General features: G+C 66.1%; 20 protein-coding genes. 7 read left to right on the top strand and 13 right to left on the bottom strand.

Annotated elements, in window-relative coordinates:
* Positions 1–100: 100 nt before the first annotated feature.
* Together J8I26_RS08980 and J8I26_RS08975 are read right to left on the bottom strand one after the other, a co-directional pair.
* Positions 101–499 carry a YraN family protein gene (locus tag J8I26_RS08980; RefSeq protein WP_209606259.1) on the bottom strand — a complete coding sequence of 133 codons (399 nt, stop codon included), beginning with the start codon at positions 497–499 and terminating at the stop codon, positions 101–103.
* Positions 500–509: 10 nt separating this feature from the next.
* A complete protein-coding gene (locus tag J8I26_RS08975) occupies positions 510–1745 on the bottom strand; it encodes a penicillin-binding protein activator (protein ID WP_209606257.1) in 1236 nt (411 codons plus the stop codon).
* A 13-nt stretch (positions 1746–1758) separates the two neighbouring features.
* Between J8I26_RS08975 and rsmI the strand changes: the two genes are divergently transcribed.
* Positions 1759–2655 carry a 16S rRNA (cytidine(1402)-2'-O)-methyltransferase gene (gene rsmI, locus J8I26_RS08970; protein ID WP_209606255.1) on the top strand — a complete coding sequence of 299 codons (897 nt, stop codon included), beginning with the start codon at positions 1759–1761 and terminating at the stop codon, positions 2653–2655.
* Positions 2656–2671: 16 nt separating this feature from the next.
* Here the strand turns inward: rsmI and J8I26_RS08965 are convergent, their stop codons facing one another.
* The 7 genes from J8I26_RS08965 to J8I26_RS08935 all read right to left on the bottom strand — a co-directional run bounded on the left by J8I26_RS08965 (position 2672) and on the right by J8I26_RS08935 (position 10612).
* Positions 2672–3004 (bottom strand): SMR family transporter, encoded by a 333-nt coding sequence (locus J8I26_RS08965; RefSeq protein WP_209606253.1) that lies wholly within the window; start codon positions 3002–3004, stop codon positions 2672–2674.
* Between the two features lie 121 nt (positions 3005–3125).
* Positions 3126–4301: a septal ring lytic transglycosylase RlpA family protein gene (locus J8I26_RS08960; RefSeq protein ID WP_209606251.1), complete on the bottom strand. Its 1176-nt coding sequence runs from the start codon at positions 4299–4301 to the stop codon at positions 3126–3128.
* A 232-nt stretch (positions 4302–4533) separates the two neighbouring features.
* Positions 4534–5643, bottom strand: a complete 1110-nt coding sequence (gene rodA, locus J8I26_RS08955; RefSeq protein ID WP_209606249.1) for a rod shape-determining protein RodA — start codon at positions 5641–5643, stop codon at positions 4534–4536.
* A 73-nt stretch (positions 5644–5716) separates the two neighbouring features.
* On the bottom strand, positions 5717–7687 hold the full coding sequence (gene mrdA / locus J8I26_RS08950) for a penicillin-binding protein 2 (protein ID WP_209606247.1): 1971 nt from the start codon (positions 7685–7687) through the stop codon (positions 5717–5719).
* 15 nt (positions 7688–7702) lie between these two features.
* Positions 7703–8212: a rod shape-determining protein MreD gene (mreD, locus tag J8I26_RS08945; protein WP_209606245.1), complete on the bottom strand. Its 510-nt coding sequence runs from the start codon at positions 8210–8212 to the stop codon at positions 7703–7705.
* The gene (gene mreC, locus J8I26_RS08940) at positions 8209–9282 is read right to left on the bottom strand and encodes a rod shape-determining protein MreC (RefSeq protein ID WP_209606243.1); all 1074 of its coding nucleotides are present in this window, start codon (positions 9280–9282) and stop codon (positions 8209–8211) included. Before mreC ends, mreD begins: the two co-directional genes overlap by 4 nt.
* 286 nt (positions 9283–9568) lie before the next feature.
* Positions 9569–10612, bottom strand: coding sequence for a rod shape-determining protein (locus J8I26_RS08935; protein WP_006465688.1), 1044 nt, complete (start codon positions 10610–10612; stop codon positions 9569–9571).
* A 359-nt stretch (positions 10613–10971) separates the two neighbouring features.
* Here J8I26_RS08935 and gatC point away from each other — a divergent pair, with 359 nt between their 5' ends.
* The 3 genes from gatC (at position 10972) to gatB (ending at position 14406) form a co-directional block, all read left to right on the top strand.
* Positions 10972–11274 (top strand): Asp-tRNA(Asn)/Glu-tRNA(Gln) amidotransferase subunit GatC, encoded by a 303-nt coding sequence (gene gatC, locus J8I26_RS08930; protein WP_209606241.1) that lies wholly within the window; start codon positions 10972–10974, stop codon positions 11272–11274.
* A gap of 56 nt (positions 11275–11330) precedes the next feature.
* On the top strand, positions 11331–12797 hold the full coding sequence (gatA, locus tag J8I26_RS08925; RefSeq protein ID WP_209606239.1) for an Asp-tRNA(Asn)/Glu-tRNA(Gln) amidotransferase subunit GatA: 1467 nt from the start codon (positions 11331–11333) through the stop codon (positions 12795–12797).
* A gap of 148 nt (positions 12798–12945) precedes the next feature.
* Positions 12946–14406: an Asp-tRNA(Asn)/Glu-tRNA(Gln) amidotransferase subunit GatB gene (gatB, locus tag J8I26_RS08920; protein WP_209606237.1), complete on the top strand. Its 1461-nt coding sequence runs from the start codon at positions 12946–12948 to the stop codon at positions 14404–14406.
* On the opposite strand, the gene J8I26_RS08915 is transcribed toward gatB, so the two are convergent.
* A complete protein-coding gene (locus tag J8I26_RS08915; protein ID WP_209606235.1) occupies positions 14383–14652 on the bottom strand; it encodes a hypothetical protein in 270 nt (89 codons plus the stop codon). The two genes, gatB and J8I26_RS08915, sit on opposite strands and share 24 nt — an antisense overlap.
* Here J8I26_RS08915 and J8I26_RS08910 point away from each other — a divergent pair.
* Positions 14646–15248, top strand: coding sequence for a LysE family transporter (locus J8I26_RS08910; RefSeq protein WP_209606233.1), 603 nt, complete (start codon positions 14646–14648; stop codon positions 15246–15248). The two genes, J8I26_RS08915 and J8I26_RS08910, sit on opposite strands and share 7 nt — an antisense overlap.
* 63 nt (positions 15249–15311) lie before the next feature.
* Here the strand turns inward: J8I26_RS08910 and J8I26_RS08905 are convergent, their stop codons facing one another.
* From J8I26_RS08905 to J8I26_RS08895, 3 genes are read right to left on the bottom strand one after another with little or no spacing between them, the layout of a single operon-like run.
* On the bottom strand, positions 15312–15560 hold the full coding sequence (locus tag J8I26_RS08905) for a DUF3297 family protein (protein WP_209606231.1): 249 nt from the start codon (positions 15558–15560) through the stop codon (positions 15312–15314).
* A gap of 54 nt (positions 15561–15614) precedes the next feature.
* Positions 15615–16694 carry an ATP-binding protein gene (locus J8I26_RS08900; RefSeq protein WP_209606229.1) on the bottom strand — a complete coding sequence of 360 codons (1080 nt, stop codon included), beginning with the start codon at positions 16692–16694 and terminating at the stop codon, positions 15615–15617.
* A gap of 10 nt (positions 16695–16704) precedes the next feature.
* A complete protein-coding gene (locus J8I26_RS08895; RefSeq protein WP_245200224.1) occupies positions 16705–17460 on the bottom strand; it encodes a response regulator in 756 nt (251 codons plus the stop codon).
* A 166-nt stretch (positions 17461–17626) separates the two neighbouring features.
* Between J8I26_RS08895 and J8I26_RS08890 the strand changes: the two genes are divergently transcribed.
* Positions 17627–20731, top strand: a complete 3105-nt coding sequence (locus J8I26_RS08890; RefSeq protein WP_209606225.1) for an efflux RND transporter permease subunit — start codon at positions 17627–17629, stop codon at positions 20729–20731.
* Positions 20731–21030, top strand: coding sequence for a hypothetical protein (locus J8I26_RS08885; protein WP_209606223.1), 300 nt, complete (start codon positions 20731–20733; stop codon positions 21028–21030). The genes J8I26_RS08890 and J8I26_RS08885 overlap by 1 nt, the downstream gene beginning before the upstream one ends.
* The last annotated feature ends 286 nt before the right edge of the window (positions 21031–21316 follow it).

Genomic DNA, 21316 nt, shown 5'->3' with positions numbered 1-21316 from the left:
TATAGATGAGTTGGAGCGGGCCTCGCCCGCACAAATCGTAAAGAAAGGTGTCAGGCCGGCGACCCTGACATGATACCGCTGCGCGCCGGCCGCCGAGCAATCAGGCCTCGATGGCGTTGCGCAGCCAGTCCATGCGTTCGCCGTCGAAGCCGATCACGTCGAAGCGGCAGGCCGGCGGCGAGGCATAGCGTTGCAGGAAGGAATGGGCGGCCACGATCAGGCGGCGCTGCTTGGCCGGGGTGACGCTGGCCGCCGCGCCGCCATGCGAGCCGCTGGCCCGGGCGCGTACCTCCACAAAGACCAGCGAGGCGCCGTCGCGCATGACCAGGTCGATCTCGCCGCCCTTGCAGCGGAAATTGCGATCCACCAGTTCCAGCCCGTGCCGGCGCAGGTGGGCCAGCGCGGCGTCTTCGGCGGCGTCGCCGGTGCGTTGGCGGGCGGTGCGGGCATCGGCTGCATCAGCGGGCGGCTGGCGCCGCAGGGCGTCGAACAGGCCCATGGCGACGGCCTCAGTACTGGTCGGCGATGGGCACCGGCAGGCCGTCTTGGAACACCGCCTGGGTTTCCTGACGTTGGAAATAAGTGGCGCCGCCGCCGACCATGTTCACGTTCAGGCGTCCCGTGACGCCGTCGAGGTCGAAGCCCGAGCGACGCAGGGCGATTTCGCGCGCCACCCGATAGCTGTCGATGCCCAGCGCGTACAGGCGCGCCAGGTCGGCATTGGGGCGGTCGCCCTCATTGCCGGCCGGGCGCGGGTAGCGCGATACGGCGACGTTGTCCGGCTCCAGCTGCCAGGGGATGTCGATCAGGCGCACGCCGTCCAGCTCTGGCATCTTGTCGTTGGGATTGTCGCGATTGAGCGTGAACGGGTTGATCTGCGAGGTGCCGTAGACCGGCAGCTCGGTGCCGATCGCGCTGCGCAGCTGCACCGCCTGGGAGGCGTCCAGCGCGGCGAAGATCAGCGCCGGCTTTTCCTGCTCCACGCGCTTGGTCAGCTGGGCCAGGCCCGGCGCCGACAGCGCGTTGTTGGGCGTGGTCAGCTCCAGCGTTTCGACCGCCAGGCCGAGCTGCCGGGCGCGCGCCTGGAAGGAGCGCACGGCGCGTTTTTGCCAGGCCACCGAGGTGGCGATCGCGAAGATCTTGCCCGGGCGCTTCTCTTTCTCGACCCAGTTGGCCACCTGGCGCGCCTCGTCGTCGATCGACAGGCCCACGGTGAGCATCAGCGGCGGCAGCTGGGCCTCGGTCTCGCCGGGCAGGTCAGGCTGGGCCAGCGCGATGGTGGGTTTGCTGACGCGACCGCTTTGCGCCACCGCGGTGACGGCGCTGCGCGAGAGCGGGCCGATCAGGATGTCATATTTGGCGGAGGCGTCGTCATAGGCGCGTTGCATGTCCTGCACCGAGTCGCCGGTCTCGACGATGGCCAGCTGGATGTTTTCCTTCTGGCGCGAATAGGCGGTCAGGAAACCGGTGCGCACCGCGTCGGCGGCGGCGCCGAACATGCCGTTGCGGTTGGGCAGCAACAACGCCATGCGCACCGGCGGGGAAGCCGGCATGGTGGCGCCCGGCGGCAGTTGGGCGGCGGCGGGATCGGTTGGGGCGGCCGGTACCGCCGATGTTGCAGGGGCGGCTTGCGCCAGCAGAGGTACACTGTCGGCTGCCGCAGCGGAGCCGGTCGGCAGCCACAACCCGGCAATGCCGCCCATGAAGCCCGCCAGTGCGGCCATTTTCTTCAATACATTGAACATCCCGCCTCCTCCAATGAATCAGAATTCGAGCGCAGCCGCTTCCATCCTGTCTGATGCCGCCCAGCAAAACTATCCGGTGTCGGCATTATATGTGCTGGCCACGCCCATCGGAAACGTCAGCGACATCACGTTGCGCGCGCTCCACGTGCTGACCCTGGCCGACGCCGTGGCCTGCGAGGACACCCGCAACACCAGCCAGTTGCTGCAGCGCTACGGTCTGTCCAAGCAGCTGCTGGCGGCGCACGAGCACAACGAGCGCGAAGCTGCTGCCAAGATCGTCGAGCGTCTGCGCGCCGGCCAGCGCATCGCGCTGGTCTCGGACGCCGGCACACCGGCCGTGTCCGACCCCGGCGCCCGCGTGGTCGAGGCAGTGCGCGCCGCCGGCCTGCAGGTGGTACCGCTGCCGGGCGCGTCGGCTGCGGTGACCGCGCTGTCGGCGTCGGGCTTCACCGACGAGCGCTTCCACTTCGTCGGCTTCTTGCCGTCCAAGCCGCGCCAGCGCGAGGCGGCGTTGCAGGAGCTGGCCGCGGTGCAGGCTGCGCTGGTGTTCTACGAAGCGCCACACCGCATCGTCGAGACCGTGCAGGCGATGCAGAAGGCCTTCGGCCCTGCGCGCGAAGTGGTGCTGGCGCGTGAGTTGACCAAGCTGTTCGAGAGCATCCATCGCTGCCCGCTGGGTGAAGCGCCGGCCTGGCTGGAAGCCGACGCCAATCGCCAGCGCGGCGAGTTCGTGGTGCTGGTGCAGGGCGCGCCGGCAACCGACGGCGATGAAGCCGAGGCCGAACGCGTGCTGCGCATCCTGCTGGAAGAGCTGCCGGTCAAGCAGGCTGCGGCATTGGCGGCCCAGATTACCGGCAAGAAGAAGAACGCGCTCTACGAGCGCGCGCTGGAAATCAAGGACGGCGTCTGAACAGCCGCCCCGGCGCTCAATGCGCCGACGATTTGGAAAACACGTTCAACACCACCACGCCGGCCATGATCAGGCCCATGCCGATGATGGCCGGCGCATCCAGCTTCTGGCCGAACGCGATCCAGGCCACCGCCGAGATCAGCACGATTCCCAACCCCGACCAGATGGCGTAGGCGATGCCCACGGGGATCGATTTCAGCGTCACCGACAGGAAGAAAAACGCCAGGCCGTAGCCGGCCACCACGATCACCGACGGCCACAGGCGCGAGAAACCGTCGGAGGCGCGCAGCGCCGAGGTGGCGATGACTTCGGAGACGATGGCGATGCCCAGGGCGAGATAGGGGTGCATGTGTGCGCTCCGCGAGGAAGTGCGCCGCGATGGGCGCAGGGGAAGAACGGCAAGGAGAAGCCGCAAGGAAGAACGGCTTCCGGCGCCCGCGTCAGCAGCGCGCCGGAAGGAAGGCCGTGGCTCAGCGTTCGACCACGAACGGCGTGCCGGCACTGCGCTGGCGCACCAGCAGCGCGGCATTTTGCGCCGCCGGGCGGGTCGGATAGGGTCCGGCGTAGAGGCGATACAGGCCGTTGACCTGCACCGCCTGCAGGCTGTCGATCACGCCCGAGAGGCTGGGCAGCAGCTTGTCGCGCGCCTGCAGCGCATTGGTTTCCTGCGAATAGGCGCCGAACTGCAGGTAATAGCCGGCCGACAGCGGCACTGCCTGCGGCATCGCCGGGGAGGGTGCCGAGCCGCTGGCCACCGCGTTGATGATGCCGCCGCCGCCCGCCATGCCGGCGCCGTCGGCTGAACTGGAGGTGGTGGCATTGATCGGCTGCACCGCGGCCACCGTCGGCTGCGGCGCCATGTTCTGCGAGCTCACCGAGGCGATGGTCACCGCGCCGGTGGATACGCCGGCACCGGTGTCGGCCGCGTTGTTGATCGGATCGGCCGCTGCCAGCTGGGTGCCGTTGCGGCGCGCATCGGCCATGCGCTGCGCCTCTTCCGGCAGGATGCGCTCGACTTCCAGTTCGCTGCTGCCGCTGCCGAGGTAACCCAGCTTCAGCGCCGCGGTGTAGGACAGGTCGATGATGCGGCTGGAATGGAACGGGCCGCGGTCGTTGATGCGCACGATCACCTGCTTGCCGGTCTTCAGGTTGGTGACGCGGGCATAGGACGGAATCGGCAGCGTCGGGTGCGCGGCCGTCATCTTGTACATGTCGTAGAGCTCGCCCGAGGACGTTTTCTGGCCGTGGAATTTCTTGCCGTACCAGCTGCCGATGCCGCGCTGGATGAAGGGCTGGTTGTCGGTCACCGGCACATAGGTCTTGCCGAACACCACATAGGGTTTGCTGGCAGCCCTGGAGAGCGGCTCCACCTGCGGTTCGGCGTCGGCCACGTCGAGCAGGCCATCGGGGATGTGGTCGCCCGGGCCGTCATCCTTGTAGTAGCCGCCGCGGCCGGAGCCGGCTGCCGGCAAGGCCGGGGCGTTGTTGGGACGGGTCGAGCCCGTCGCCTTGGTCGGTGCGGGCGCTTGCGCCGTGGTCTGGCGCGAGGCGGGCGGTGTGGTGCTGCAGGCTGCCAGCAGCACCGGAATTGCCAGTGCCGTCAGGCGCAGCGCCTTGCCATATTGTTCGATTGATATTGATCGCATGGTGGGTCGCATTCCCGGTTGGGCGTCGCCAGGCGGCACGTCGCGGGCGGCTTGCGCAGGCCCGCAATCGAGGTCGTCCTGATGACGCTTGAACAATGCGGCCGCTGTGTCCGGCCGAAATTTTTCGAAACGATACCAGAGTGCATCGCAGCATGGCTGACAACTCGTCAGTGGGGCAAGTTCATCGCGGCCCGATGCGGGGCCGGCGAACGCGCTTGAGAACGCGCTTGAATCAGGTCTGCACCAGCTTGCGGTGGCGCTGGATGCTCATCAGGATGCCGGTGCCCAGGCCCAGCGTCACCAGCGCGGTGCCGCCGTAGCTCATGAACGGCAAGGGCACGCCGACCACCGGCAGGATGCCGCTGACCATGCCCATGTTGACGAAGGCATAGGTGAAAAACATCATCGTGATGGAGCCGGCCATCAGGCGCGTGAACAGCGTCGGCGCGTTGCCGGCGATCATCATGCCGCGCGCCACCAGCATCAGGTACAGCACCAGCAGCACCACGTTGCCGATCAGGCCGAACTCTTCCGAGTAGACCGAAAAGATGAAGTCGGTAGTGCGTTCGGGGATGAATTCCAGGTGGGTTTGCGTGCCCATCAGCCAGCCCTTGCCGGTGACCCCGCCCGAGCCGATCGCGATGGTCGACTGGATGATGTGGAAGCCCTTGCCCAGCGGGTCGGAGGTCGGGTCGATCAGCATCATGATGCGCTGGCGCTGGTAGTCGTGCATGAACGACCACACCACCGGCAGGCTGGCCGCGCCGGCCACGAACAGGCCCGCCAGCACTTTCCACGGCAGGCCGGCGAAGAAGATCACATAGAAGCCGGCGCCCAGCACCAGTAGGCCCGTGCCCAGGTCGGGCTGGCGGATGATCAGGAAGCCCGGGATCATCAGCAGCACCGTGGCCACCAGGAAGGCGTCCCAGCGCAGCATGCCCTCGCGCTTCTGGAAGTACCAGGCCAGCATCAGCGGCATGGCGATCTTCATGATTTCGGACGGCTGCACCACCACGCCGATGTTGAGCCAGCGGCGCGAGCCCTTCTTGATGATGCCGAACAGGGCCACCGCGATCAGCAGCGTCACCCCCACCGTATAGACCGGCACCGCCAGCCGCAGCAGCAGCTGGGGCGAGACGTTGGCGGCAATCCACATCACCACGAAGGCGATCAGGATGTTGCGCAACTGGTCTTCCACGCGGCCCGGGAAGTTCATGCCGGCCGAGTACAGCGTGACGATGCCCACCGACAGGATCAGGAACACGATCAGCGACAGCGCGCCGTCGAACACCGTCAGGTGGGGCTTGACGATTTGCCACAGAGGGGGGCGTTGCAGGCTCATGCCGGCTCCCTTGCTTGGTCCGCGGCGCCGGCCAGGATGCGGCGCGCACGGGAATGATAAACGAATGCCATCCTCACTCCTGCACGTCCGGCTGGACGGTTGGCGTGTTGCCGCTGTCTTCGGCGGTCGGGCCTTCGACCGGCGTGTCGGCCGGGATCGGCTCGGCCGGCGCCACCGACTTGATCGGCTCGTTGGGGCGCTTGCCCAGCATGAAATAATCCATGGCCTTGCGCACCAGCGGCGCGGCCACGCCGGCGCCCCAGCCGCCGTTCTCGACCACCGCCGCGATCGCGATGCGCGGCGCGTCGGCCGGCGCGAAGCCGATATACAGGCCGTTGTCGTGGTAGATGCGGGACAGCTTCTTGGAGTCGTACTTCTGGTTCTTGGCGATGTTCACCACCTGCGCGGTGCCGGTCTTGCCGCCGGACTCATAGGGCGCGCCGGCGAACGCCGCGCGGCCGGTGCCTTCCTTGACCACGCCGACCATGGCGCGCTTGATGAAGTCGATGTTCTCCTGCTTCAGCGGGATGCGGTAGCTTTCCTTGGGCACGGTCTCGGTGCGCTCGTGGGTCACGCCGTCCTCGATGATCTTCACCAGGTGGGGCTTCATCACCACGCCATTGTTGGCCAGCACCGACATCGACTGCGCCATCTGCAGCGGGGTGAAGCTGTTGTAGCCCTGGCCGATGCCCAACGAGACGGTGTCGCCGGCGATCCAGCGCTTTTGCTCGGGTTTGCGGAAAGCGGTGCGCTTCCATTCGGTGGAAGGCAGGATGCCGCGCTTTTCATGCTCCAGGTCGATGCCGGTGATCTGGCCAAAGCCAAACGGCTTCATGAAGTCATGGATCGCGTTCACGCCCATATCGTTGGCCAGCATGTAGTAATAGGTGTCGCAGGAAATGGCGATCGAGCGGTACATGTCGACCACGCCGTGGCCGCCTTCCTTGTCGTCGCGGAAGCGGTGGTTGCCGAGGATGAAGTAGCCGGGGTCGCGGATGGCGTCCTGCGGACGGCGGCGACCCAGTTCCAGCGCCGCCAGCGCCATGAACGGCTTGTAGGTCGAGCCGGGCGAGTAGGTGCCGGAGAGCGGACGGTTCAAGAGCGGTCGGTCAGGCGACTTGTTGAGCTCGTCCCAGCTCTGCTGGTCGATGCCTTCCACGAACAGATTGGGGTCGTAGGAAGGCTGCGAGACGTAGGCCAGGATGTCGCCGGTGGCCGGGTTGATCGCCACCAGCGCGCCCTTCTGGTCGCCGAAGGCTTCTTCCACTACCTTCTGCAGCTCGATATCGATCGACAGGATCAGGTTCTTGCCCGGCGTGGCCGGCGTGCGCGAGAGCGAGCGCACGGCGCGGCCGCTGGCCGAGATTTCCACTTCCTCGTAGCCGGTGGTGCCGTGCAGCTGCGACTCGTAGCTCTTTTCCAGGCCTTCCTTGCCGATGTAGTCGGTGCCGTTGTAATTGGCCTCGTCGTCGGAGTCGGCGATGCGTTCGGCGTCGCGTTGGCTGATGCGGCCGATGTAGCCGATCACGTGCGCCGCGGTCTTGCCGTAAGGGTACTGGCGGAACAGGCGCGCCTGCACCTCCACGCCGGGGAAACGGTAGCGCTGGGCGGTGAACTTGGCCACCTCCTCATCCGTCAGGCGGGTGCGGATCGGCACGCTTTCGAAGTTCTTGGATTCGTCCTGCAGGCGGCGGAAGCGGCGGCGGTCGCGCGGCTGGATCTCCACCAGCGTGCCCAGCTCGTCGATCAGGTCGTCGATGTTGGTCTTGATCTTGGAGGGCGTGATTTCCAGCGTGTAGGCGGAGTAATTGCGCGCCAGCACCACGCCGTTGCGGTCCAGGATCAGGCCGCGGTTGGGCACGATGGGCACCACCGAGATGCGGTTTTCCTCGGCTTGGGCGGCATAGGCGTCGTGGCGCACCACCTGCAGCCACAGGAAGCGCGCCAATAGCAGGCTGAAGCAGATCAGCACCAGGGCGCTGCCCGCGACCAGGCGCAGCCTGAACAGCTTCAGCTCATGCGCGGTGTTCTTGAATTCGGTCATGCTGCTGCCGGCTCATCAAATAGGGCGGTTTTCGTCGCGGTTGATCGCGCGGCGTTGCGGCGCCAGCAGCAGCAGGCTCACCACCGGCCACAGGATGGCGGAGATGACGCTCTCGCTGAAGTAGAACCAGTGCGGGAACTTGCCGGTCACCAGCAGCTGCACCACCAGCTGCACCGCCTGCGTCAGCAGCAGCAGCGGCAGCACGTGCAGCGCCTGCGTGCGCAGCGGGAACCACAGCACGCGGCGGTGGATCATGATGGCGAAATAGGACAGCAGGGTGTAGGCCAGCGCGTTCTCGCCCAGCAGGGTGGCTTCGTTGACGTCCATCAGCAGGCCCATCAGGAAGGCCACGCTGATGCCGACCTTGCGCGGCTGGTGGATGTTCCAGAACACCAGCGCCAGCGCCACGAAGTCGGGCACGCCCACCATCTGCCCCCAGGGCATCAGGTTCAACAGGAAGGCCACCACCAGGCTGAACGCGATGAACAGCGGGTTGGCCGGCAGGAGGATGTAATGATCGTTCATCGTGCGTTTTCCTTGGCGGCCGGTTTGGCCGCAGGAGCCGCCGCCGGCGCTGCGGCAGGCGCGGCTGGTGCTGCGGCGGGCGGGGTCACGTTGGCCGCGCCTTTGCGCTCGTCGGCAGGCTTGTCCTTGGGCGTGGCGTTGGCGTCGTCGGCGGAGGTGTCTCGGGTGCTGTCGCGCAGGCGGCGCTTGAAGAGCTTGGCCGACTTTTCATCGACGGCTTCAGGTTCCGGGCGCGGCGGCAGGTTTTGTTCCACCAGCAGGATCAGCAGCTGGCGATGGCGGTCGATGCCGGCCAGCGGCTGGCAGACGATGCGGGCGAAGGAGTCGGCCGAACGGGTTTCCATCAGCACCACGGTGGCCACCGACAGGCCCGGCGGATAGACGCCGTCGATGCCGGAGGTCACCAGCGTGTCGCCCTTCTGGATGTCGGCGTTGGCCGGCATGAAGCGCAGGTCCAGCGCGCCGGTCTGGCCGCGGCCGTAGGCCACGCTGCGCAGGCCGTTGCGCAGCACCTGGACCGGGATTGCTTGATCCTTGTCGGTCAGCAGCGTGACTTCGGAGGTGAACGGAAACACGCGCGTGACCTGACCCACGATGCCGACTTCGTCGATCACCGGCTGGCCGGTGGCCACGCCCTGCTGGGAGCCGCGGTTCAAGATGATCTTGCGGGTGAAGGGGTCGCGCGCGTCGTACAGGATCTCGCCGACGATGGACTTGACCGGCACCTTCTGCTGCATGTCCAGCAGCTTGCGCAGCTGCGCGTTCTCGGCGGCCAGCTGGCGTTCCTGCTGCATCAGCTGCGAATTGACGATCTGCTGCTGGCGCAGGCCCTGGTTTTCCTTTTGCAGCGCGGTGATCGACGTGAAGTAGTCGGCCACGTTCATGGCTGCGTCGCGCGGCACCATGGCGACCGTCTGGAACGGATAGAGCACCGCGCCGATGCCCTGGCGTATCGTGCCCAGCACGTGCATGCGCGCGTCCACGACCAGCATCACGACGGACAACAGGGCGAAGATGGTGACGCGCACGCGGGCCGAGGCGCCCTGCTTGAAGAGTGGTGGGATTTCCATGGCGTCAGGCCGCCTGCAGGGCCGCAGCATGCGCTGCCTGCGGCCGGCTGCAGGAGGGGGCACTCACTTCCTGCGTCGAAAACGATATGAAAAGGGGAGCCGATGCATTCTTCATCGAACGGTCCGCCAGCCGAGCCTGCGCCAAGGGCGGAACGGTGATCCGCGCCGTGGGGCAAGTCGGTGTGAACTGCGTCATGACGAACGTATCGGTTCCCCGGTAATGGTGTTGCTTGCTACAGAAATGCGCAGCCGGCGTCTGGCGCCGGCTGCTGATGCTGAAGGAGGCTTACTCGGCCGAGAAGATCGAGCCCAGCTTGTCCATGCGGTCCAGCGCCATGCCCGAGCCGCGCACCACGCAGGTCAGCGGGTCTTCGGCCACAATCACCGGCAGGCCGGTTTCTTCCATCAGCAGGCGATCCAGGTCGCGCAGCAGCGCACCGCCGCCGGTCAGCATCATGCCCTTTTCGGCGATGTCGGCGCCCAGTTCCGGCGGGGTTTGTTCCAGCGCGTTCTTGACGGCCGACACGATGTTGTTCAGCGGGTCGGTCAGCGCTTCCAGGATTTCGTTGCTGGAGATGGTGAAGGAACGCGGGATGCCTTCGGACAGGTTGCGGCCCTTGACTTCCATTTCCTTGACTTCCGAGCCCGGGAAGGCCGAACCGATTTCCTTCTTGATCGCCTCGGCGGTCTGCTCGCCGATCAGCATGCCGTAGTTGCGGCGGATGTAGTTGACGATGGCTTCGTCGAACTTGTCGCCGCCCACGCGCACCGAACCCTTGTAGACCATGCCGCCCAGCGAGATGATGCCCACTTCGGTGGTGCCGCCGCCGATGTCGACCACCATCGAGCCGGTTGCGTCCGACACCGGCAGGCCGGAGCCGATTGCCGCCGCCATCGGCTCTTCAATCAGGTACACCTGCGAGGCGCCGGCGCCCAGCGCCGATTCGCGGATCGCGCGGCGTTCCACCTGGGTCGAGCCGCAGGGCACGCAGATGATGATGCGCGGGGAAGGGCGGAACAGCTTGGAGTCGTGCACCATGCGGATGAACTGCTTCAGCATCTGCTCGGTGACGGTGAAGTCGGCGATCACGCCGTCCTTCATCGGGCGGATCGCCTCGATGTTGCCGGGCACCTTGCCCAGCATCTGTTTCGCTTCCTTGCCCACTGCCTGGATGGTTTTCTTGCCGTTGGGGCCGCCTTGCTGGCGAATGGCCACAACCGAGGGTTCGTCCAGCACGATGCCGTGGCCGCGCGCGTAGATCAGCGTGTTCGCGGTGCCCAGGTCGATCGCCAGGTCGTTGGAGAAGTAACTGCGTAAAAATCCAAACATGAATTGTCCTGATGCGCCCTCGCGGGGCGCCTAGCTTTTTGATAGGGGGGGTGTTCGTTCATGACCGCGGCGACGCGAAAAACCGGCGCCAGCAAGGCATTAATCCGACATTCTACCTTATAATCCCACAGAAACCAGCAAGCGGAACAGCCAAAAATTCCGGGCCTTTGAAGCCCGTTGGCGGCCATTTGGCGCGGTTTAGCCGTCTTTTCGACTGCCGAACCGCACGTCCCGGAAGCGCCTCCCGCAAGCGGGCCTTCCCGGACCCGGCAGCGCCCGGAAATGCGCTTGCATCCGGCGCCGGCCCGCGCCGATCACCATTCAACATCATGCAGCGCGCCCGGCGCGCCCTTTCGACCATGTCCCTAGCCCTTTCCGACGTCAAACGCATCGCCAACCTGTCCCGCCTGGAGCTGACCGACGCCCAGGCCGAGCAAACGCTGGAAAAGCTCAACGGTATCTTCGACCTGGTGGAGCAGATGAAGGCCGTCGACACCACCGGCGTGGAACCGCTGTCGCATCCGATCGCCGCCATCGAGCCCATGCTGGCCCTGCGCCTGCGCGAAGATGCGGTGACCGAGTCCAATCGCCGCGAGGACTATCAGCAACCGGCCCCGGCAACCCAGGACGGCCTGTACCTGGTGCCCAAGGTCATCGAATAAACCCCGGCGCCGCCAAGACACGCCCGATAGCCCGACCTGCCGCGAAACGATTACTCATGCACAAGCTCACTCTCAAAGAACTGTCCGCGCAACTGCAAGCGCGCAAGATTTCCGCCGCCGAACTGGCGACGCTGTTCCTCGACCGCATCGACGCCAGCGACCTCAATGCCTTCCTGCACGTGGACCGCGAACTGACGCTGGCCCAGGCCAAGGCCGCCGACGCGCGCCTGGCGGGCAATGACGCCGGCCCGCTGACCGGCATCCCGATCGCCCACAAGGACATCTTCGTCACCCGCGGCTGGCGCACCACCGCCGGCTCGAAGATGCTGCAGAACTACGTGAGCCCGTTCGACGCGACCGTGGTGGATCAGTTCAACCAGGCCGGCGCCGTGACCTTGGGCAAGGTCAACTGCGACGAGTTCGCGATGGGTTCGGGCAACGAGAATTCCTTCTACGGCCCGGTGAAGAACCCGTGGGACAAGACCGCCGTGCCCGGCGGCTCCTCGGGCGGTTCGGCCGCCGCCGTGGCCGCGCGCCTGGCGCCGGCCGCTACCGCCACCGATACCGGCGGCTCGATTCGCCAGCCGTCTTCGCTGTGCGGCGTGACCGGCATCAAGCCGACCTACGGCAGCGTGTCGCGCTTCGGCATGATCGCCTTCGCCTCTTCGCTGGACCAGGGCGGCCCGATCGCCAAGACCGCCGAAGACTGCGGCCTGCTGTTGAACGCCATGACCGGTTTCGACGAGCGCGATTCCACCAGCCTGCAGCGTCCCAAGGAAGATTTCAACCGCTCGCTCAATGACAGCTTGCAAGGTCTGCGCATCGGCGTGCCGAAGGAATTCTTCGGCGCCGGCCTGGCCGCGGATGTGGAGCAGGCCGTGCGCGCCGCGCTGGCCGAGTTCGAGAAGCTGGGCGCCACGCTGGTTGACATCTCGCTGCCCAAGACCGAGTTGTCCATCCCTGTGTACTACGTGATCGCCCCGGCTGAAGCATCGTCCAACCTGTCACGCTTCGACGGCGTGCGCTACGGCCATCGCGCCGCGGACTACAAGGACCTGGCCGACATGTACAAGAAGTCGCGCGCGGAAGGTTTCGGCGAAGAAGTGAAGCGCCGCATCCTGGTCGGCTCCTACGTGCTCTCGCACGGCTACTATGACGCCTACTACCTGCAGGCGCAGAAGATCCGCCGCCTGATCGCGCAGGACTTCCAGAACGCGCTGGCCGGCGAGAACCGCCAGTGCGACGTGATCATGGGCCCGGTGTCGCCCACCGTCGCGTGGGATCTGGGCGACAAGACCAACGACCCGGTCGCCAACTACCTGGCCGACATCTTCACGCTGTCCACCAGCCTGGCCGGTTTGCCGGGCATGTCGATCCCCTGCGGCTTCGGTCAGGGTGAGAAGAACGGCAAGCGCCCCGTGGGCCTTCAGATCATCGGCAATTATTTCGACGAGGCCCGCCTGCTGAACGTGGCGCACCAGTTCCAGCAAGCGACCGACTGGCACCTGCGCGAGCCCGCGTAAGCAGTTTTTAGATTAAGAGTCGCTGACAAAGCGCCGCTGGCAAGGCGCGCCGAGGCAGACAGTACGGCTGTACGGCAAGGAGGCGCAACGCCGCCAGCGGTGCTTTGTCAGTGACGTACTGATTAACAGAATTCGCAAGGACAACATCATGCAGTGGGAAGTCGTCATCGGCCTCGAAACGCACACGCAGCTTTCGACCCAATCCAAGATCTTCAGCGGCAGCTCGACCCAGTTCGGCGCCGAGCCCAACACCCAGGCCAGTCCGGTCGACCTGGCGCTGCCGGGCGTGCTGCCGGTGCTCAACAAGGGCGCGGTTGAGCGCGCCATCCAGTTCGGTCTGGCCATCGGCGCCACCATCGCGCCGCGCTCGGTGTTCGCGCGCAAGAATTACTTCTACCCCGACCTGCCCAAGGGCTACCAGATCAGCCAGTTCGAGATCCCGGTCGTGCAGGGCGGCACCATGACCTTCGCCGTCGAGAAGGACGGCAAGACCGAACTGAAGACCATCAACCTGACCCGCGCCCACCTGGAAGAAGACGCCGGCAAGTCGCTGCACGAGGACTACCAGGGCATGACCGGCATCGACCTGAACCGCGCCGGCACGCCGCTGCTGGAAATCGTCACCGAGCCTGAAATGCGCAGCGCCGCCGAAGCTGTCGGCTACGCCAAGGCGCTGCACTCGCTGGTGGTGTGGCTGGGCATCTGCGACGGCAACATGCAGGAAGGCTCGTTCCGCTGCGACGCCAACGTCTCGGTGCGTCCGGTCGGCCAAAAGGAATTTGGCACCCGCTGCGAGATCAAGAACCTGAACTCGTTCCGCTTCCTGGAAGAGGCCATCAACTACGAAGTGCGTCGCCAGATCGAGTTGATCGAAGACGGCGGCACGGTGGTGCAGGAAACCCGCCTCTACGATCCGGACAAGAAGGAAACCCGCTCCATGCGCAGCAAGGAAGACGCGCAGGATTACCGCTACTTCCCCGATCCCGACCTGCCGCCGCTGGCCATTGCGCAAGAGTGGATCGAGCGCGTCAAGGCCACCATGCCCGAGCTGCCTGCCGCGATGCGCGAGCGCTTCGTCGCCGACTACGCGCTGCCGGAATACGACGCCATGGTGCTCACGCAATCCAAGGGCATGGCGTCCTATTTCGAAGCGGTGGTCACCGCCGCCGGCCGCGACCAGGCCAAGCCCGCCGCCAACTGGCTGATGGGCGACGTCGCCTCGACCCTGAACCGCGAGGACACCGACATCGCCGACGCCCCGGTCAGCGCCGCGCAGTTCGCGCTGCTGTTGAAGCGCATCGCCGACGGCACCATCTCCAACAAGATTGCCAAGGAAGTCTTCGCCGGCATGTGGGAAGCCAGGTCCGACAAGGACTCGCTGGCCGACGACATCATCGACGCCAAGGGCCTGAAGCAGATCTCCGACAGCGGCGCGCTGGAAGCCATCGTCGACCAGGTGCTGGCCGCCAACGAGAAGTCGGTGGCCGAGTTCCGCGCCGGCAAGGAGCAGGCCATCAACGCCCTGATCGGCCAGGCCATGAAGGCCACGCGCGGCAAGGCCAACCCGGCCCAGCTGACCGAGCTGCTACGCAAGAAACTGGCCGGCTGATACGCACACGCGCATTTGCCGGAGTTGAAAAAGCCGCATCCATGGATGCGGCTTTTTTTCGGCAACGCCATCGCGCCGGTCGAGGGCAATATCGATGCCGATGCCGACGAGCGTTGGCCACATCGGCCAGCGGTGCATAAGCGAGGCATCGCGTTTGATTTTGCGTAGCGCGCCGCATACGTTACGATGCCGCTGGCCCGCCACGGGCTGCATCCATCCCACCAGAAGAACGCGCCACCATGACAAGTTTCGATTCCGCGTATGTTGTCTTTCTGTTCAGCGTCGCCCTGATCCTGATCACACCCGGTCCGACCAACACCTTGCTGGCCATCGCCGGCCTCGGGCTGGGCTTGCGCCGCGCGCTGCACCTGCTGGCGTTCGAGTTCAGCGGCTACTTCCTCTCGATCTCGGCCTGGGGCCTGCTGCTGGCGCCGCTGCAGTCGCAGCATCCCTGGATGTCGCCGGTGGTGAAGATCGCCAGCAGCTGCTACCTGGCCTATACCGCCGTCAAGGTGTGGCGCGACGCGCGCTTGCTGCAGACGCCGCAGCAGCGCGCCATCACCCCGCGCATGCTGTTCATCGCCACCTTGCTCAACCCGAAGGCGCTGCTGTTCGCGCTGGTGCTGTTCCCCGCGCACAGCTTCGAAAGCGCACCGGCCTATGCGCTGGCCATGGCGTCGTTCACTTGCCTGCTGGTGCCGATCGGCGCGCTGTGGATCGCCGTGGGCCAGCTGCTGGGCGCGCGCCGTCGCGCCATCCTTGCGCCGGGCAATATCCAGCGCGCCAGCTCGGTGGCGCTGGCGATGTTTTCGGCCTTCATTTTCTGGGGCGCGTGGAGGTAATCCGATATGGCCGCCGCAATAAAAAAGCCCCGCGATGCGGGGCTTTTTTTCGGAAGAAGGGGATCAGCGGTAGAACGCTTCGACCCGGCCCTTCAGCTTGGTCATCAGGGGATTACCCTTGCGGTCCAGCGCCTTGCCGGCCGGGACGATGATCCATCCCTCGCTGATGCAATACTCGGCGACGTTGGTGCGTTCCTTGTCGTTGAAACGGATGCCGACGTCGAACTCGAAGATGGCCGCGTTGTAGTGCGGGCTGCGGGGATCGATCGAGAGGCGATCGGGCAGGGCTGGGCGTTGGGTAGTATCGTTCATGGCCGCAATTATCGACGATAAGGCCGGCCAAAACAATTCTTTCCGGGCGGCAGCTTACACCGGCCAGCGCAGCGCGAAGCAGGCCCCGCCCGACGGCGTGCGCGCGTAGCGCGCCGTGCCCCGGTGCGCGCCGGCAATGGCGCGTACCACGGCCAGGCCCAGTCCGCTGCCTTTCTGCTGCGCGCCGGGCGCCAGCGGGCCGCGCTGGAAGGCGTCAAAGATGTTGTGCGCATCGGCCAAGTCGATGCCGGGGCCGCTGTCTTCCACGCTCAGGCCGTGCTGGCCGGCATCGGTCCAGGTCCTGATCGTCAGCGTGCCGGGCGTGGCGTGCTGCAGGGCGTTTTCCAGCAGCGCCAGCAAGGCCTGCCGGATGCGCACCGGGTCGCACAGCGCCTGGCGCGTCTGCAGCGCCAGCGACAGGGCAAAGCCCTTTTCCTGCAACGCCGATTCGCAGGCCTTCACCACCGTCATCACTTCCTGCTGCAGATCGGCTTGCTGCAATTGCATCTGCAGGTGCCCGCTCTCGGCCAGGCCGACCACGCGCAAATCCTCGATCAGCCGTCCCAGCCCCTCGACGTGCAGCAGCAGGCTGGCGAACAGCGCCGGGTCAGGCTGGAAGATGCCTTCGGTCAGCCCCTGCAGGCGGCCGCGCAGGATGGTGACCGGCGTGCGCAGCTCATGCGCGATGGCGGCGTTCCAGAAGATGCGCTCCTGCTCGCCGCGTTCCAGTCGTTCGGCCATGGCGTTGAAGTCGTTGACCAGTTGCGTGGCCTCGCCCAGCGAATGGTCGTCGGTGGCCGCGCGCGCCGCCAGGTCGCCTTGCGCCACCTGGCGCAGGCTGGTCGCCACTGAATTCAACGGCGCCAGGATGCGGCGCGCGAGACGGATCGCCACCCACACCGCGATCCCCAGGCCGGTCAGCGTGGTGGCGGCAATCCAGCCCCATTCCGCCGGCGAGGGCAGCCAGCTGTCCGGCGCCGACAGGGCCGCCGGATAGAGCACCCACAGCGTGGCGTAAAAAGCGTAGGAGCCGAGCAGCACCATCATCATCACGGCCAGCACCAGGATGGCGACCGAGCTGACGATCTGGCGGCCCAGGCCCTTGGAGCGGGCGACGACGGAGAAGAGGTTCATGGCGGCGGCCTCAAAGACCCTGGTGGAAACGATAGCCGACACCGCGGATGCTGACCGGCACGCCGGCGATGCCGAGGTCTTCCAGCTTCTTGCGCAGCTTGCTGACATGGCTGTCGACGGTGCGCTCCAGCGTGTCGCCTTCGGGCAGGCAGGCCGCCAGCAGTTCGGCGCGGCTGAACACGCGACGCGGCGCGCGCGCCAGCTGCGCCAGCAGCCTGAATTCGGTCAGCGTCAGCGACAGCGTGTGCGAGCGGCCGTCGATCTCGGCCACCGCCTCGTGCTGGTCGAAGTCGATGATGAACGGCGCCACCCGCAGGATGCGGCGTTCGTCGCGCGCCTGGCGCGGCAGGCTGCGGCGCAGCACCGCCTGCACCCGCGCCACCACCTCGGCCGGGTTGAACGGCTTGACCACGTAGTCGTCCGCGCCGATGCGCAGGCCGGTGAGCTTGTCGACATCCTGGTCCAGCGCGGTCAGCATGATGACCGGCGTATCGCCGCGCTGGCGGATCTGCGCCAGCACCTGCCAGCCGCTGACATGCGGCATCTGGACGTCCAGCAGCAACAGGTCGGGCTTGAGCGCCAGGTGCAGCTCCAGCGCGCGGGCGCCGTCGGCGGCGTGCACGCTGCGCATGCCGCTGCGCGCCAGGTAGGCGGCCAGGATCTCGGCGATCTCCGGCGCGTCCTCTGCGATCAGCACCAGCACGTTGGCTTCCTGCGCGACGCCTGTCGGCCCGGTCTCGCCGGGCGCGGCCGCATTCTCGGACATTCTTTCGCTCTCCATCAAAACTCCACAATTGCGCAGCGCAATCCTCATCGTTGCCGGGCAGACTCCGCCTTCCCTTGCGATTGTACTGTCGGGTCGCCGCGCGCAGCAAAGCGATGTTGCCGGCATCGGCGCCACATCAGCGCAAGGCCGATTCCAGGAGTCTTGCATGCCCCAGTTCTTCATCAACCGCCCCATCTTCGCCTGGGTGGTTGCCCTGTTCATCATCCTGCTTGGCGTGATCGCCATTCCGCAGCTGCCGATTGCGCGCTATCCCTCGGTGGCGCCGCCGACCGTGGCCATCAACGCCAGCTATCCCGGCGCCACGCCGCAGGCGATGGACGACGGCGTGATCGGCCTGATCGAGCGCGAGCTCTCCAGCGTCAAGAACCTGCTGTACTTCGAGTCCTCGGCCGACACCTCCGGCACTGCCCAGATCACCGTGACCTTCAAGCCCGGCACCGATCCCGAGCTGGCCCAGGTCGACGTGCAGAATCGCCTGAAGGCAATCGAGGCGCGCCTGCCGCAGACGGTGCGCCAGAACGGCGTGACGGTAGAGTCGGCCGCCTCGGGCTTCCTGCTGATGGTCAGCCTCACCTCCATCGACGGTCGTCTCGACGAGGTCGCGCTGAGCGACTACATGGCGCGCAACATCGTCGAAGAGTTGCGCCGTATCGATGGCGTGGGTCGCGTGCAGCTGTTCGGCGCCGAGCAGGCGATGCGCATCTGGGTCGACCCCTTCAAGCTCAGCGCCTACAAGCTGTCGATGAGCGACATCAGCAGCGCTATCACGCAGCAGAACGTGCAGATCGCGCCCGGCCGCCTGGGCGACATGCCGGCGCTGCCCGGCCAGCAGATCGCGGTGCCGCTCACCGTGCAGGGCCAGCTGCAGTCGCCGGCGCAGTTCGCCGCCATCGTGCTCAAGGCCAAGGAAGACGGCTCGCGGGTGACGCTGGGCGACGTCGCGCGCGTCGAGCTGGGTGCGCAGTCTTACAGCTTCTCCAACCGCGAGGACGGCAAGGCCGCCGCAGTGGCCGCGGTGCAGCTGTCGCCCGGCGCCAATGCCGTGCGCACGGCCGAGGGGGTGCAGGCGCGCATGGCCGAGCTGCGCGCCAGCCTGCCCACCGGCGTGCATTACGCGCTGCCCTACAACACCGCGCCCTTCGTCAAGATCTCCATCCAGAAAGTGGTGCAGACCCTGATCGAGGCGATGGTGCTGGTGTTCATCGTGATGTACCTGTTCCTGCAAAACATCCGCTACACGCTGATCCCGGCCATCGTCGCGCCGATCGCGCTGCTCGGCACGCTGGCGGTGATGCTGGCGGCCGGCTTCTCGGTCAACGTGCTGACCATGTTCGGCATGGTGCTGGCGATCGGCATCATTGTCGACGACGCCATCGTGGTGGTGGAAAACGTCGAGCGCATCATGGCGCATGAAGGCCTGGGCCCGCGCGAGGCCACCCTCAAGGCAATGAAGGAAATCACCGGCGCCATCGTCGGCATCACGCTGGTGCTCACCGCCGTGTTCATCCCCATGGCGCTGGCCGGCGGTTCGGTGGGCGTGATCTATCGCCAGTTCACCTTGTCGATGGCGGTGTCCATCCTGTTCTCCGCCTTCCTCGCGCTGAGCCTGACGCCGGCGCTGTGCGCCACGCTGCTCAAGCCGGTGGCGCCGGGCCATCATGAAAAACGCGGCTTCTTCGGCTGGTTCAACCGCGCCTTCGCACGCATGACCGCACGCTACGAGTCGCGCCTGGTCGGCCTGGTGGCGCGCGGCACGCGCATGATGCTGGTGTTCGCGGGACTGGCCGTGGTGCTGGTGTTCGCGTTGCGTTCGCTGCCCTCGGCCTTCCTGCCGGAGGAAGACCAGGGCTACTTCATGACCTCCTTCCAGCTGCCCTCCGACGCCACTGCCGAACGTACTTCGAAGGTGGTCGCGCAGTACGAGCGCTACCTGAAGACGCGTCCCGACATCGGCGCCAACCTGTCGGTGCTGGGCTTCGGTTTCTCGGGTTCCGGCCCGAACGCGGCGATGGCCTTTACCGAGCTCAAGGACTGGAAGCTGCGTCGCGGGTCCAACGCCGCCACTGAAGTCGTGCATGCCCAGGCGGCGATGGAGAACAGCTCGGACGGCATCGTCATGAGCCTGATGCCGCCGGCCATCGAGGAGCTGGGCAACTCGTCCGGTTTCGCCATGCGTCTGCAGGATCGCGCCAACCAGGGCTATGACGCGCTCAAGCAGGCCGAGGCCAAGTTGCTGGAGCTGGCCGCGCACAGCAGCAAGGTGAGCGGGGTCTATCCGGACGGCCTGCCCGCCGGCGCCAGCATCCGGTTGGACGTCGATCGCCAGAAGGCGGCGGCGCTGGGCGTGTCCTTCGGCAGCATCAGCGACACATTGTCGGCCGCCATGGGTTCGCTCTACGTCAACGACTTCCCCAACCAGGGCCGTATGCAGCAGGTGATCGTGCAGGCCGATGCCGCTTCGCGCATGCAGATCGAAGATGTGATGAAGCTCTACGTGCGCAACGCCGGCGGCGGCATGGTGCCGCTGGCGGAGCTGATCAAGGCCTCATGGCGCACCTCGCCCACGCAGATGGTGCGTTACCAGGGCCTGCCGTCGGTGCGCCTGGCCGGCAGCGCCGCGCCCGGCGTCTCCAGCGGCGAGGCCATGGCCGAGATGGAGCGGCTGGCGCAGCAATTGCCGCCCGGCTTTGCCGTGGCCTGGACTGGCCAGTCGCTGCAGGAGCGCCTGTCCGCCGCCCAGGCACCGATGCTGATGGCCTTGTCGATGCTGGTCGTGTTCTTGGTGCTGGCGGCGTTGTATGAGAGCTGGTCCATCCCCTTGTCGGTAATGCTGGTGGTGCCGCTGGGTCTGATCGGCGCGGTCGCCGCGGTGCTGTTGCGCGGCATGCCCAACGACGTGTTCTTCAAGGTCGGCCTGATCACCGTGATCGGCCTGTCGGCCAAGAACGCCATCCTGATCGTGGAGTTTGCCAAGCAGCTGCGTGAAGAAGGCATGAGCCTCGCGCAGGCTGCGGTGAAGGCGTCGGCCCTGCGCCTGCGGCCGATCCTGATGACCTCCATGGCCTTCGCCCTGGGTGTGGTGCCGCTGATGCTGGCTGGCGGCGCCAGCGCCGAGACCCAACAGGCGATCGGTACCGGCGTGTTCGGCGGCATGGTCAGCGCCACCGTGCTGGCGGTGTTTTTCGTGCCGGTGTTCTTCGTGTTCGTACTGGGGTGGGTCGAGCGCCTGCGCGGCAAGGCGGTGCGCTGATGTGCCCGCGCGCGGACCTGCGGCTGTACGGACGCAGGCTCATTCCCAAGGATGGCTTCCAGTCGCTGATCCATCATGCGCAATATCGCAGCCACGAGATCCGCGTCATCGCCGTGGACAGTGAACAGGGCTGGCGCATGCAACTGCAGATCCTGCACCTGGGCAAACGCATCGCCCGCCATGCGCATCCGGACCAGCTTTACCTGGACTTTTCGCACGCCCGCATCGCCGGCCTGCTGCATGCCTATGAGATCGTCGACCGGCGTCTCGCGCGGCAAGGCGATGGTCAGCGACCGTGATGGCGACCTGCTGTTTCCCGCGATGCAATGGACAGGATGGCATGTAATTGCTCGTGTGCTATCAGTGCCATCCGCCGCACGTTGTCAGACTGACCAAGCAGGCTGCGCAAGGGTTTGCGCCAGATCAACTAAAACATGGCCAAACATGAAATGTACGTAAATTGCGTAACTAAAAGCTCGCTAATCCTCGCTTTGCCAAACTGGGTGCGGCTCTAAAGTAAGCGCTCTTGCCGGCACTCTCCCTACGAAAACGCAAGTCAAAAAAAATAGCAAAAAAGAAAACGCC

It is taken from the genome of Herbaspirillum sp. LeCh32-8 (genome assembly GCF_017814915.1).
Taxonomy (GTDB): Bacteria; Pseudomonadota; Gammaproteobacteria; order Burkholderiales; family Burkholderiaceae_D; genus Herbaspirillum.
The sequence above is the reverse complement of the archived record's forward strand: the minus strand, read 5'-3'. Positions and strand labels throughout refer to the sequence as shown.